Annotated in this window: 12 protein-coding genes and 1 riboswitch; all 12 genes read left to right on the top strand. The window is 42.9% G+C overall.

Annotated elements, in window-relative coordinates:
- Positions 1-11 precede the first annotated feature (11 nt).
- Positions 12-1,415 carry a phenylacetate--CoA ligase family protein gene (locus BUB77_RS00840; RefSeq protein ID WP_073271922.1) on the top strand — a complete coding sequence of 468 codons (1,404 nt, stop codon included), beginning with the start codon at positions 12-14 and terminating at the stop codon, positions 1,413-1,415.
- 7 nt (positions 1,416-1,422) lie between these two features.
- A complete protein-coding gene (locus BUB77_RS00835) occupies positions 1,423-2,409 on the top strand; it encodes a glycosyltransferase family 2 protein (protein WP_073271919.1) in 987 nt (328 codons plus the stop codon).
- 19 nt (positions 2,410-2,428) lie between these two features.
- On the top strand, positions 2,429-3,736 hold the full coding sequence (locus tag BUB77_RS00830; protein ID WP_073271916.1) for a glycosyltransferase: 1,308 nt from the start codon (positions 2,429-2,431) through the stop codon (positions 3,734-3,736).
- Positions 3,737-3,754: 18 nt separating this feature from the next.
- Positions 3,755-4,897: a polysaccharide biosynthesis C-terminal domain-containing protein gene (locus BUB77_RS00825; RefSeq protein WP_242962313.1), complete on the top strand. Its 1,143-nt coding sequence runs from the start codon at positions 3,755-3,757 to the stop codon at positions 4,895-4,897.
- Between the two features lie 27 nt (positions 4,898-4,924).
- Positions 4,925-5,947, top strand: coding sequence for a polysaccharide biosynthesis protein (locus BUB77_RS00820; RefSeq protein WP_073271913.1), 1,023 nt, complete (start codon positions 4,925-4,927; stop codon positions 5,945-5,947).
- Positions 5,948-6,017: 70 nt separating this feature from the next.
- Positions 6,018-6,788, top strand: a complete 771-nt coding sequence (locus tag BUB77_RS00815) for an NAD-dependent epimerase/dehydratase family protein (protein WP_073271910.1) — start codon at positions 6,018-6,020, stop codon at positions 6,786-6,788.
- The gene (locus BUB77_RS00810) at positions 6,769-8,016 is read left to right on the top strand and encodes a glycosyltransferase (RefSeq protein ID WP_073271907.1); all 1,248 of its coding nucleotides are present in this window, start codon (positions 6,769-6,771) and stop codon (positions 8,014-8,016) included. Before BUB77_RS00815 ends, BUB77_RS00810 begins: the two co-directional genes overlap by 20 nt.
- A 95-nt stretch (positions 8,017-8,111) precedes the next feature.
- A complete protein-coding gene (locus BUB77_RS00805; RefSeq protein ID WP_073271904.1) occupies positions 8,112-9,218 on the top strand; it encodes an EpsG family protein in 1,107 nt (368 codons plus the stop codon).
- 208 nt (positions 9,219-9,426) lie between these two features.
- Entirely contained in the window at positions 9,427-10,452 is a 1,026-nt protein-coding gene (locus BUB77_RS00800; RefSeq protein ID WP_084123850.1) for a hypothetical protein, read from the top strand.
- Positions 10,453-10,497: 45 nt separating this feature from the next.
- Complete coding sequence (locus BUB77_RS00795) at positions 10,498-12,147, top strand: oligosaccharide flippase family protein (protein ID WP_084123849.1); 1,650 nt, start codon at positions 10,498-10,500, stop codon at positions 12,145-12,147.
- Positions 12,148-12,209: 62 nt separating this feature from the next.
- Positions 12,210-13,163, top strand: coding sequence for a glycosyltransferase (locus BUB77_RS00790; protein WP_073271902.1), 954 nt, complete (start codon positions 12,210-12,212; stop codon positions 13,161-13,163).
- A gap of 15 nt (positions 13,164-13,178) precedes the next feature.
- On the top strand, positions 13,179-14,312 hold the full coding sequence (wecB, locus tag BUB77_RS00785) for a non-hydrolyzing UDP-N-acetylglucosamine 2-epimerase (RefSeq protein ID WP_073271899.1): 1,134 nt from the start codon (positions 13,179-13,181) through the stop codon (positions 14,310-14,312).
- Positions 14,313-14,417: 105 nt separating this feature from the next.
- Positions 14,418-14,502: riboswitch (cyclic di-GMP riboswitch) on the top strand.
- Positions 14,503-14,539: the final 37 nt, after the last annotated feature.

Below are 14,539 nucleotides of genomic sequence, written 5' to 3'. Positions count from 1 at the left end.
GGGGCTTATCGATGAAAATAGTAATCCTGGGCTTATATTACCGGTTACCGGTCTTTATGCAGAATCTTGCCGTCAGCCTCTATGGCTTAATGCTGTATCAGCAGCGCTACACCGGGGTTTATAAGAGGTATCGAAAGAAATATGCCCGGAATAGCCATGAGGATTTAAAAAGGGAGCAGAAAATACAGAACAAGAAATTTCTGCGCTTATTGCATTATGCTGCCGCTAACAGCCCCTTTTACCGTGAATTCTATAAGGATGTACCACTGGATGAAATAAGAACAGCAGCCGATATCGGAAAGCTTCCCATTCTTCATAAGGATATGTTAAGGGATAATCTTGACAGGATCTATACAATACCCAAAAGAAAAAGCCTTATCTTTTATACCGGAGGGACAACAGGAGTGCCATTGGAGGTAAGAAAGCGCAAGGCGGATGTGAGGAAGAGAATGGCCTATCTGGATGCCTATAAGCTTTCCTTTGGCTTTGAAAACAATAAAATGAAATCCGCCAGGTTTTTCGGGAAGAAGATTGTGGCAGATTCTCCGAAAAAGCCTGTTTTCTGGAGAACCAATTATGCGGGAAGACAAAGGCTTTATTCAACATATCACCTTACAGAGGAAAATCTTCCTTATTATGTGGCAGATTTAAACCGCTATAAACCGGCTGCCATAGACGGTTTCGTCTCGGCTGTCTATACCGTAGCCAAATACATGGAGGATAACGGCATAAAGTCTGCTTTTACACCTAAGGCAGTCTTTACCACCTCGGAAACAGTACTGCCTTTGCACCGTGAAACCATAGAAAGGGTTTTTGGATGCCCCCTGTCGGACCAATATGCTTCCAATGAAGGGGCCCCCTTTATTATCCAATGCAGATGCGGTTCCTATCATGAAGCTCTCGATACCGGAATTTTTGAACATATTCCGGCAGAAGGCGGGGTAAAGCTTCTTGTCACAGGCTTTGATACCTTTGGCACGCCCCTTATCCGGTATGACATAGGAGATATGATAATCACTACGGATAAGGATAGGGCCTGCGCCTGTAAGAGCAGTCATCCGGTTATAGCAGGTATTTCCGGCAGGGATACGGCATTTCTGATTACGGAAAAAGGAAGGTTCAGCCAGGTACAGCTGTCGGTGCTCGTAAGCAGTCTTTCGAAAACGGTAAGTCAGATGCAGTTTATACAAAAGAAGGACGGAGGGATCCATGTGCTTTGTATCGGAAAGGAAAAGAACAAAGAAAACAGCAGTGATAAGCTGTTAACTGCCCTGGGCCAGTTCTTTGGCACCGGGACAAAGATTACCCTGGAGTTTACCGACTCCCTTTACCGTCTAAGCAGCGGCAAATTCCAGCTGATTGTAAAGGAAGAATGGATGAAAGAAGGAAAGCAGCGTTCATATACGCAGGAATGAGGTAGAAATGAAAGAAGATATTCTTGTAAGTGTAATTATACCTGTTTATCAAGCAGAGAAATACTTATGGCGCTGTGTGGAAAGTGTCAGAAAGCAGTCCTATAAAAACCTTGAGATACTCTTGATAGATGATGGCTCCAGGGACAAAAGCCCGGCTATCTGTGATAATCTCGGACGTCTGGATAACAGGATCAGGGTTGTACATCAGGCAAATGGCGGCATATCAAGCGCAAGGAACACCGGTCTTAAATATGCGGCAGGGAGCTATATAGCTTTTCTGGACAGTGACGATTTTATTCAGGAGCATTTCATTAAATATCTGCTTTCCCTGTGTATCCGGTATAAGGCAGGAATTGCCGCCTGTCAGCTCCATATAGGCAGGGGTTCGGATTTTAAGGGAATATCCATGAAGGGAAAACATAGGGTATATGATAAAAAGGAAGCCTTTTTCAGCCGGAAAATGAAGTCCGGAGTAGTCGGCAAGCTCTACCGCAGGAAACTGCTGAAGGATTTATTCTTCCCTGTAAGCGACCACTTCAATTATGAGGATGAAGCTTTGACCTACAAGCTTATATACCGCTCTGACAAGGTGGTATTGTCGGAAAAGCCTTTGTACTACTACTATCAGAGTGCGGAAAGTACCACCAGAAAGGAAAACCATTATAAGCCCATGGACTTTTATGAGGTGCTGAAGGAGAGGATACATTTCTTCGCGGATAAGGAGAAGGAGCTTCTGGAGTATTCCTGGGAATACCTGTGCCTGAATCTGATGCTTTTTTATATAAACTGCAGAAGGGACCCGGAGAATACGAATGACAAGGAAAAACTGATAAAGCTGTACAGGGAAGCTTATTTTAAGATGCTTTACAGCAGGGTTACCCCTCTGCGGTATAAACTGATGTTTACCTGCTTTTATCTGGCACCGGAGCTATGTGCTTATTTTTATAATAAGACAGTAATCCCTGTAAGGAAGTTAATAAAAATCATTCAATAATATAAAGAGAGGATTTGATATGAATGTTTTGGTTCTGACAGAAGAAGTCTGGAATGACAAAATCTATCCTGGTAACGTGATGACAAATTGGCTGTCAGGCTTTTCCGGTACTCTGGCTAACCTGTATTTAGCGTCCGGGGAGCCGGATAACCTCTGCTGCAGCAGGTATTTTCAGATAACCGACCGGATGGCTTTAGAAAGCCTTATAACAAGAAAAGGAACGGGCAAATGGCTTATCACCAGAAGATTTGGTACGGCGAATCACTATCCTGAGCTTAAGGGGAAGAAGCTTCATCTGAAAGGAGATAAAACCAGGGGGTATAAACCGCTAAAGGCTGTATTGGGCGGTCCTCTCAGGCTGTGCAGGGACCAGGTGTGGTTAAGGAGCGACTTTAAAGGCAGTCTTTTAATGGATTTCCTGGAAGATTTCAGACCGGAGGTAATCTTCAGCCTGCGTTTTTACTCCAGAAGAATGCTGTACATGGAACGGCTTTTACATTCGGTTACCGGTGCACCGGTAATTGTCTTTACGGGGGATGATGAATATTCCTTAAGGCAGCTGAATATTTCTCCTTTTTATTGGTGTAGAAAACTGCTTTTCCGAAAAGACCTGAGAAAGACCGCACCTGTTTATGCAAAATATTTAACCCTGTCCGAGAGGCAGTCAAGGCAGATGGAGGAGGAATTAGGGGTTTCTGCCGGTGTTTTGCGTAAGGGGGGAAGCTTTGAGGGATACAGGGAAAAGCCGGCAGCAGGACCTATAAGAATTGTCTACGCCGGAAGGCTTTACTGTAACAGAAAGAAGACCCTTGCAGCCATAGCAAAGGCTATTTCTCTCATAAACCGGAATGAGGTTCTGATGACTCTTGAGATATATACAAAGGAGAAGCTGACTCAAAAAGAAAGGAAGCATCTACACGATGAAAGGTCGGTTTTTCTAAAAAGCTTTGTTTCACCTGAGAGCCTGGAGGAAATATATCAGGCAGCAGATGTTGCGCTTCTGGCAGAGAGCTTTGACTTGAAAAATAAGCTTCTGACGAAGTATTCATTTTCTACGAAAATTGTTGACTGTCTGGCTTCCTCCTGTGCAGTTCTTGCGGTGGGACCCTATGAAAATGAAGGTATACGGTATTTAAAGAAGAATAAAGCAGCTATCTGCATTGGAAGTCCTGAAAATATTTATCCGGTACTGTCACGTCTGGCAGGGCATCGGGATAAAATAGAATTATACCGGAGGAGAGCCTGGGAGCTTGGCAGGAAGGAGCACCAGGAGGAAAAAATCAGGGGGGAATTGGAAGAAGTGCTGAAAGAGGCAGTGAAGGAATAGAGAAGTTTTAAGAAAGGCATGGGTATTAGTATGAAGATACTGGTTACCGGGGCAGGAGGCTTCCTGGGAAAGAATCTGATAGCAGCCTTAAAGGCCCGGAGTAAGGAGCCGGACAGGATTTATACCTATGACAAGTCAAATGATCTGCAGGATTTGAAGAACTATACGAAGGATTGTGATTTCGTATATCATTTTGCGGCAGTACACAGGCCGGTAAGAGGCGAAGAGTTTATGAAGGTAAATTATGAATTTTTTCAGACATTACTTTCTTATTTGAGAGAAAATAAGAACAAATGTCCGGTTCTATATACCTCGTCCATTCAGGCAGTCCAGGATACGGAATATGCCAGAAGCAAGCGTATGGCAGAGGAAGCCTTAAGGGAACATGAAATGCTTAATAAGAGCAGGGTCATTATCTACCGCCTTACCAATACCTTCGGAAAATGGGCAAAGCCCTGTGCCTATTCCGTTGTAGCGACCTTCTGCTATAACATTGCAAGAGAGAAGGACATTGAAATACATGACCCGGATACCTTCATGAGATTCTACTATGTGGATGATGTGATGGATTCCTTTGTAAAGCATCTTAAGGAAGAAATTCCTCCTGATACCGACGGTTACTACAGGCTGCCGGAGGAATTATGCTATACCGTTACCTTAAAGAAATTGGCTGATACCCTTCTGGATTTTAAGAAAGCCAGAGAAAATAAGTATATACCTGATATGAAAGATTCCTTTACAAAGAAGCTTTACAGTACCTATTTAAGCTATCTGCCCCTGGAGGGGCTTAAAATTCCCTTAATAAGTCATGGAGATGACAGAGGCAGCTTTACGGAAATTTTTAAGACAGAGGACAGGGGGCAGATTTCTTTGAATATCACAAAGCCCGGCGTCAAAAAGGGAGAGCATTATCACAATACCAAATGTGAAAAGTTTCTTGTAATTTCAGGATCAGCCCTTATTCAATTAAGGCGGATTGGCTCGAAGGAGCTTATGGAGTATGTTCTTTCGGAAAAAGAACCCTGTATCCTGGAGGTTCCTCCCGGCTATACCCATAACCTGATTAATCTGGGAGCATCGGACCTATATACGCTGATATGGGCTAACGAAGTGTTTGACCCGGCTCATACGGATACCTATCCGTGCCTTGTATCCCTATAGAACGGAGCATGCAGAAGGGAGAAGATTATGTTTACGAATAAAGTGCTTCTTATTACCGGCGGCACCGGTTCTTTTGGCAATGCGGTGCTCAGCCGATTTTTGGAAAGCGATATCGGTGAGATTCGGATTTTTTCCAGAGATGAAAAAAAGCAGGATGATATGCGGCATTTCTATCATTCCAATAAAATAAAATATTACATTGGTGATGTAAGAAACCCTGACAGCTTAAAGGAAGCATTTTATGGGGTGGATTACATCTTTCACAGCGCTGCATTAAAACAGGTGCCATCCTGTGAATTCTTCCCCATGGAGGCAGTTAAGACAAATATTATCGGAACAGATAATGTTCTTACAGCAGCCATCAGCGCAGGTGTCAAAAAAGTTATCTGCCTTTCCACGGATAAGGCAGCCTATCCCATTAATGCCATGGGGACCTCAAAGGCTATGATGGAAAAGGTGATGGTGGCCAAGGCCAGAATGGTTTCCGAAGATAAAATCCAGATATGCGGGACCCGCTATGGGAATGTCGCCTGTTCCAGAGGCTCTGTCATTCCTTTGTTCGTAGAGCAGATAAAAGCCGGAGAGCCCTTAACCGTAACAGAACCGGAAATGACACGGTTTATGATGACCCTGGAGGAGGCGGTGGAACTGGTGATCTACGCCTTTTTAGAAGGAAAAAGCGGAGATATTCTGGTGCAAAAAGCACCGTCCTGCACTATAAAGACTCTGGCCCTGGCTCTTAGCGAGCTGTTTCAATATAAAGAGGGCATTAAAATCATCGGTGTGCGTCACGGCGAAAAAATGTATGAGACTCTGCTTACAAAAGAGGAAAGCCTCTTTTCCGTGGATATGGGGAACTATTACCGGATACTGCCGGATAACCGGGATTTAAACTATGATGTCTATTATACAAAGGGAAGTAAAAGGAGAAAAAGAATCAGGGAATATAATTCGAATAACGCTCTGCAGCTGGGAGTGGAGGAGATGAAGGAAAAGCTCGCAGACATCCCTTATATCATAAAAGAGCTGGAGTTTTTTAAGAACAGGTAAAGGATGGATATTTATTCTGCGGGAAGAATAGAATGTTTCAAATGGTTGTTTAAGAAGGAGCTTCTCCCATATGAACATTCTCGTTACCGGAGCAGGCGGTTTCGTTGGCAGGCATATTTCATCTGCTTTAAAAAACATTCCGGGGATAGTGGTTTACGAAAGTTTTCATGGAACAAAGAAAGAAGAGCTGGTTTCCTATCTTGAAAGAAGTGATTTCATCTATCATCTGGCGGGTGTTAACCGTTCGGGGAATTTAGAGGATTTTACAGAGGGAAATGTAAGAGTAACGGAAGAAATAACAGAAGCACTGGCTGACCTTAAAAATCCATGCGGTATTCTCTATGCTTCCTCCATCCACGCCCTGCTGCCTACCCCCTACGGAAGGAGTAAAAGGGCAGCAGAAGAAGTATTAAAAGCCTACGAAGTGAATTTAGGGGGGAGGGTTTATATTTACCGGCTGACCAACCTCTTTGGAGAGGGTGCAAGACCGAATTATAATTCCGTAATTGCGACCTTCTGCTATAACATAGCAAAGGGCCTTCCTATTACAGTCCATGACAGAAATACTGTTTTAAACCTATGCCATATCGATGATGTGGTAAGGGAATTTTTAAAGGTATTAAACGAAGAAGGCCATAAAGGGGAGGACGGCTTTTACTGTATACCAAAGGTATATCAGGTCTCCTTGGGAGCTTTAGCCGATAGTCTTCTTGCTTTTCAGAATAATACAGCAGAGGAAGAGAAGCTATCGGAGTTTGAAAAGGCTCTTTACCATACCTTTTTAAGCTACCGGAAGGAATGTTCAGGGAGCGAGGTTATTTATGAAAATTCTGCAGATTAATGAAGTTTACAAAATCTTAAGTACAGGCAGAACCACCATGGAGCTGGAGGAGTTCCTAACGGAGAAGGGACATACCAGTCTTGTTGCCTACGCTTACCGGGAAATGCCTGTTCACAGGCAGAAGAAAGCTGAGAGGAGAAAAGGCCACTATGTGATAGGGGTAAAGGCAGACAGAAAAATCCATGCCCTGTGCTCCAGAATAACCGGACTGCAAGGATATTTTTCCAGTTCCGCAACCCATGGACTTATCCGTTATATAAAAGAGCAAAAGCCGGATGTCATACATCTTCATAATGTTCACGGGAATTTCCTGAACCTCAGCCTGCTGCTTTCCTATCTTGGTAAAAAGGATATTCCTTTGGTTATTACCCTCCATGACTGCTGGTTTTATACCGGAAGATGCACCCATTATACCGTTAACCGGTGTTATCAGTGGAGAGAGGGCTGTATGAAATGCCCCAACAATAGAAATACTCCTATCTCCTGGTTCTTTGACCGCTGCAGCAAAATGTGGAGGGATAAGAAAAGGGATTTTGAGGGTATTAACAGGCTTGCGGTAATCGGGGTATCGGACTGGATAACCAAGCAGGCAAAATGTTCCTTTTTAAAGGATGCTTTTCTTATAAAAAGAATCTACAACTGGATAGATTTTGAGGTATTCAGGCCTGTGGAGGCAGAAGATATCAGAACCAGCCTTCACATAGAGGACAAATTTGTCATCCTGTCAGTAGCAGCCCTTTGGTGCAGGGAAAAGGGACTGCAGGGCTTTATAAAGCTTGCGAAAAAGCTCCCGGACTGCATTTTTCTGCTTGCAGGAGGAATGGACCGGAAGGTCTCTCTTCCCTCCAATATCATAAAAGTTTCTCCGACGGATAATTCTGCCACGCTGGCAAGGCTGTACAGTGCTGCGGATGTATATGTATCCCTGTCCAGGGAAGAATCCTTTGGGAAAACAATTGTGGAAGCCTTAGCCTGCGGTACCCCTGTCGTTACCTGCTCAACTACAGCTCTGCCGGAGCTTGTAGGAAATAATTGCGGGTATACGGTTGCAGACAACAGCTTAAAGGGCTTCTTCCGGAGCATTTTAATGGTGAAAAGGAAGGGAAAGGGGTATTTCAGCAAAAACTGCATCCGCTATGCCAGCATGCATTTTTCCAAGGAAGCCTGCGTAAAGGAGTACATAGAAGTTTATGAAAAGCTCTTAGCGATAAAGACAGACACCAAATAAAGAGCACGACATATTCTGGCTAGTGTGAAATAAAAGACATTTCACACAAGAGCCTGTGAAATCCTCAGCCCAATCTTGCGGCGCGTTGGGAAGGCATGGCTGATAATGAGAAGAAAAAGGGAGGGATGAAGATGCTGCCATATGTAATTGTACTGGTTATCCTTGCCGTATCAGCACTCTTTTCCATTAGGGAAGTTAAAGAAAGTGACACAGACATCCATAGGAAAAAGAAAACCTTTCTCCTGCTTTTTTCCTGCAGCCTTTTATATCTTCTAATGATATTAAAAGCACCTCTTGCCGGAGATTACAGCAGATATGCGGACAATTTTCTTAACTCGGCAGGTAAGAGCTTCCGGTTCTACCTGGAGAGAAAAAAAGAAGTGGGCTTTTACATGTTTACCAAGCTTTTAAGTGAGATAAGTCTCAGCACCTTTTTTTACTTTGCCGTTACTTCGGCTATCGTATGTATATGCCTGTTTTTCTTTTTGAACCGCTATGCCTATAATAAAAAGTATGCTGTTTATTTCTACTATACCATCGGGCTCTTTGCCTTTTCCTTTGCCGGCCTAAGGCAGACACTTGCTATGTCCTTGTGCCTTTTTGCTTATGAAGCCATAAGGAAAAGGAAACCGGTACGTTTTCTCCTGCTTGTTGGAATTGCTTTTCTTTTTCATAAATCAGCTGCTTTTTTCCTCCCTGCTTATTTTTTAGGGCGTATTCCATGGAAGGCAAAATACCATATACCCATTCTTCTTGCCTATGGTATCACAGGAATTTTATTTGACCGTCTGTACGGAGTGATAGCTTCCTGGCTGGATTATGACTATGGAATTGAAAGTACCGGAAATGGAAGCATTTTTCTTATTATTCTTATCATTATAGGCTTTCTTGGAATTATATACCGGAAAGAGCTTATGGCTCTTGATAAAGACAGCCTGCTTTTTTTGAATATGCACTTTGTTGTAATACTTTTGTGGTTATTCCGCTTATTTACAAGAACTGCCGAAAGGCCTGCTTTTTATTATCTATACGGCAGTATAATTCTGCTTGACAGAATCCTTTCTCTCAAGCAGCAGGAAACTGAAAAGGAGAAAACCAGGAAATTTCTGCTGCTTTTTTCGGTAGTATTGTTCGGAGTATTTTTCCTGTACCGTACGCTTAGGGATGGTAATCTTACTCCTTATGTCTGGATTTTGGGATAGTGTGAAAATTAAAAGCAATTTTCACACACAAGATTAAGCCTGCGAAATCCTCGGCTCAATCTTGCGGCGCGTTGGGAGGGCATGATATTAGTGTGAAAATTAAAAGACAATTTTCACACACAAAATTAAGCCTGCGAAATCCTCGGCTCAATCTTGCGGCGCGTTGGGAGGGCATGATATTAGTGTGAATTATTGAGAAGCAGCGTCAATGGTACGCGGGAAGGAAGAGGTTATGGAGGAAGCAAAAATAGATATTGCAGTGCTCTTGATTTTTTTTGCCCGGCCCAAACAGTTCGAAAAGGTGTTTGAGGTGATAAAGAAAGCAAAGCCCTCCCGGCTTTACCTGTATCAGGACGGACCCAGAAAGGGAAGGGCAGAGGACATGACAGGGATCATAGCGTGCAGGGCAATTGCTTTTGATATTGACTGGAATTGCGAAATACATACCTATTTCCAAAGTGAGAATGTCGGCTGTGACCCATCGGAATATATAGCTCAAAAATGGATGTTTCAAACCGAAGAAGAAGGGATTGTATTAGAGGATGATGATGTTCCTGCTCTAAGCTTCTTTCCTTTTTGCAGGGAGCTTTTGGAAAGGTATAAGTATGATGAGAGAATCAATATGATATGCGGAATGAACAATACGAAAGTCTGTGAATATACCCCCTATGATTATCTCTTTACTACCTCCGGCTCTATTTGCGGATGGGCCTCCTGGAAACGGGTGATTGATACCTGGGACGGGGAGTATGGCATCTTAAAAGATCCTTTTAATCTAATGCAGTTAAAGAGCTATCTGGATACCTTTTCCGACGGAGGAGGGCATATTAATACGGTAAAAGGGCATCACCGTTCAGGAAAGGCTCATTATGAATCCATCCTGAGCACCAGCATGCATTTAAACCACAGACTTAATATAGTACCGGCTAAAAATATGATAACCAATATCGGAGTCACGGCAAATGCTTCCCATTCGGTTTCCGATATCCGGATGCTGCCAAAGGGAATTCAAAGGATTTTTAATATGACGGCCTTCGAGCTGGATTTTCCCATAAAGCATCCGCCCTATGTCATAGAGGATATGGAATTTAAAAACAGAATAAACAGGATTATGGGAAAGGGTCATCCTCTTGTCCGATATTACAGAAAGGCCTCAAGTATTTTCCTGCGTATAAAATACAAGGACTATAAAGGGCTTAGAAACAGCTTGCTACGCGTGTTAAGGCTAAGGTGACCTGATTGGAAGGAAAGCAGTGCCGTATCTGCAAGCAGACACGGCATGCATTGGGAGCAGTGTGAAATAAAGGACATTTCACACCCTGATTTAAGGCAGTACAGTATCTGCAAGCAGATACTGTATGCATTGGGAGCCAGTATGAATGAGATAAATGAAGCAGAAAGCGCAAGGCAGATAAAGGCAGGCGCGGTATTAGGATATATCACTATCTTTATTAATCTGTTGGCAGGCTTAATCTATACTCCATGGATGATACGAAGCCTTGGACAGGATAATTACGGACTTTATACCCTGTCGGTATCCATCATTGGAATCCTTGTGATGGATTTTGGACTGGGGGCCGCCGTAACCCGATTCCTTTCCCTTTATAACTCAAGGAACGACAGGGAGGCTGCCAATAATCTTCTCGGTATTATTTATAAGTTCTTTTTATTACTGGATATTGTCATTGCCATCGTCCTTCTTGCCGTATATTTTTCCATTGGAAGTATCTACAGGGAATTATCCTTTGTCCAAATCCATAAGCTAAAAGTTATTTTTCTAATTTCCGCCATTTACAGTATTCTTGCCTTTCCCTTTGGTACCTTAAACGGTATCCTCACATCCTATGAGAAGTTCGTACAGCTTAAGGCCTGTGAGCTCTTTTACAAGCTCCTTAATATGGCCCTGATCATTGGTGCACTGAAGCTGGGATACGGGCTTTATACCATGGTAATGGTAAATGCAGTAACCGGAATCCTCAACATACTAATGAAATTTATTTTTGTAAGAAAGTCTACGAATGTCAGAGCAAATTACCATTACAAGGAGAAAAAGACTACAAAAGAGATTTTTTCCTTCTCCCTTTGGTCAACGGTAGTCAATATAGCCCAGCGCTTCATTTACAATATTATTCCCAGCATACTGGGCATCTACTGCGGTGCCGTCAGTATCTCCGTATTTGGAGCTTCCGCTACGGTAGAAGGCATCGTATTTACCTTTGCTTCGGCCATAAACGGCCTGTTTTTCCCAAAGGTATCCAGAATCCTTACAAAGGATAATAAGGAAGAAAGGCTTTTGGAGCTGATGATAAAGGTAGGAAGGATTCAACTTTTTATTGTTGGCATCATTTTCACCGGTTTTCTGGCAGTGGGAAGGGATTTTATCGGCTTCTGGCTGGGAAATGGTTTTCAGAATGCCTATATCTGCATCCTTTTCCTGATATTTCCGAGTATTTTTGAACTTACCCAGCACATCGCCGGGCTTACCGTCACCGCCTCCGGAATGGTCAGGCTGCAATCCTATGTTTATGCTGTCATGGCAGTTATCAATGTAGCACTGTCAATTCTGCTGACCAGAGAATATAAAGAGATTGGTGCTGCTGTTTCAGTCTGTACGGCTTACCTTTTCCGTACCACGGCTATGAACTTCATATACTACCGCAAGCTTAAAATAAATGTATTCCGGTTTTTTAAGGAGTGTTTTTTTAAGATGGGGATACCACTGATAGTCTCACTTGCAGCAGCTGTATTAATTGCTCTTATACCTTATAAAGGGATACCGTTTTTTCTTATTAAGGGGGGAGTAATAGCGGGAATTTACCTGCTTTTAATGTGGCTGTTCGGACTAAATGCTTTTGAAAAGGAACTGTTTCTATCCTTATTCCAGAAAAGTATCAAATTCTTTCGAAGGAGCCTTGAAAAACTCTTTTGAAGCAGCAGGATTGTGCAGATTATTTTAAGTAAAATAAAATATTAAAATATGGGGGGATGGCTATGCAAACAAGGTTAGCAATCATTATCTTACATTATAAGAATTATCAGGAAACCATAACCTGTATCAACTGTGCCTTAAAGCAGAGGGGAGAAGGCTATGAAATCATAGTCGTAGACAATGGTTCCGGTGACGGCTCCTATGAGCAGCTAAAGAATTATTATAAAAAGACACCCCATGTTACGATTAAAAGGCTTAAGAAGAATCTTGGTTTTGCCCGTGGGAATAATGCCGGAATCCGATATGCAAGGGCACAGTTTTCTGCGAAGAACTGCTTTATCTGTAACAGTGATGTAGTATTTGAAGAAACTCTTTTTGAAGAGCTTTTGGCTGCCGGCAGAAAAGGAATCGGCGTAATATCACCGGCTGTGTATGACACCGATAAAAAGCCTCAGCCTCTTTCTGTCAATTGGAAGAGTCCTTACCGGAGGATTTTCTTTACCTGGCTTTATATCCTGTACAAGAGTCTGCCGGAGGAAATCAGAAAGAAATTCGTGTTTGAATTGATAAAGCTATTATTTCATCTGTTAAAAAGAGGAATACATGGGGCTTCCTGCCTTTATTCCTTCTTGAAAGAACGCGGCTTTTATCTTAAGGCAAAAGAGAATGGAAATAATGCGGCAGGCGGTATCGGCTCTGCTCAAAAAGATAATCCTTACCGTATGCAGGGCTGTGCATTTATGCTGACAGAGGACTATTTTAAGTATTATCGCCAGCTGTACCCAAGGACCTTCCTTTACGGAGAAGAATTAAATCTCACCCTGTATCTGAAAAAGGCCGGTCTTCTGGCAGCAACGGTTCCTACTTCAACCGTTATCCATAAGGGAAGGCAATCCTCCGGTATGCTTTACGGAAAAGACGGAGAGAGAAGTAGACTGATTCTTGCCAGGCAGAGTCTTTTTCATTCCCTCCCTTTATTGTTCCTGAATCACCGGAAAATCAGAAGGTTTTATTAAGAAGGGCAGGTTGTTATGGGAAAATTAAAGCTGATGACTGTACTTGGTACCAGGCCGGAAATTATTCGTCTGTCCCAGACCATTAAGAAATGTGACAGCTATTTTGACCATATTCTGGTTCATACGGGGCAGAATTGGGACTATGCGTTAAATCAGATTTTCTTTGAAGATTTACAGCTAAGGGCACCGGATGTCTACCTGGATGCAGCAGGGGGCAACGTGGGTGAAACAATAGGAAATATCATCTCAAAAAGCTATGAATTCATGCTTTCGGAAAAGCCGGATGCCCTGCTGATATTAGGAGATACCAATTCCGCCCTGGCCGCCCTGTCTGCCAAAAGGCTTAAGATTCCGGTTTTTCATATGGAAGCCGGAAACCGCTGCTTCGATGAGAATTTGCCGGAAGAAATCAACAGACGCATTGTTGATCACATTGCTGATGTCAATCTTTGCTATAGTGAGCAGGCAAGAAGGTACCTTTATGCCGAAGGTATTCCAAAGGACAGGTGCTTTGTAACAGGCTCCCCCATGGCAGAGGTCCTCGCTGCCAGCCAGTCAAAAATAGAAAGCTCCCAAATACTGAATAAGCTGGGGCTTGCTAAGGAGCAGTATATTGTATTGTCCGCCCACAGGGAAGAAAACATAGACAATGAAAAGAATTTTTCCCAGCTGATGGAATCCGTTAATGCACTGGCAGAAGCCTATAACCTTCCGGTAATCTACTCCACCCATCCGCGTTCGGCCGGTTTCATTGAAAAACGGCAGTTTCATTTTCATCCCAAGGTAAGAACCTTAAAGCCCTTTTCCTTTTCAGATTATAACCATCTGCAATACCATTCCTTCTGTACCATATCGGACAGCGGAACCCTTCCCGAGGAGGCAGCCTACTTTAAACATTTTCCTGCGGTTTGTATCAGAACCTCTACGGAAAGGCCGGAGGCTCTTGAAAAAGGAGCCTTTATCCTTGGCTCTATTTCAGCGGAAGAGGTGCTTCAGGCAGTGGAACTGGCAGTGTCCATGGCGGACCGAGAGGAGAAAATCAGTCAGGTTCCTGATTATATTGAAGAAAATGTAAGCAGCAAGGTTATCCGAATTATCCAGAGCTACACCGGTATTATCAATAGAATGGTGTGGAGAAAGAATCTTTAGCACGAAATTGCACGCAGATGTAAAATAATGGGACTAATTTCCCAAAAGAATAATGTAGAATTCATAGAAATCCTGTCATAAAATGACTTTAATGGAATAAAGAGGTAGGAGAAATGATGCGAGGAACTTATGTAAATATCTGGGCACTTTGGGCATAAGGGAGCGAGTGGTGCAACCGGCATTTTTTTTATTGCCTTTTTTCAGGTAATCATTTGATGGGAGGTAAG

Origin of the sequence: Anaerocolumna jejuensis DSM 15929 (assembly GCF_900142215.1) — a bacterium.
GTDB classification, from domain to species: domain Bacteria; phylum Bacillota; class Clostridia; order Lachnospirales; family Lachnospiraceae; genus Anaerocolumna; species Anaerocolumna jejuensis.
Note: the sequence above shows the minus strand (reverse complement) of the source record. Positions and strands in the feature narration are given on the sequence as shown.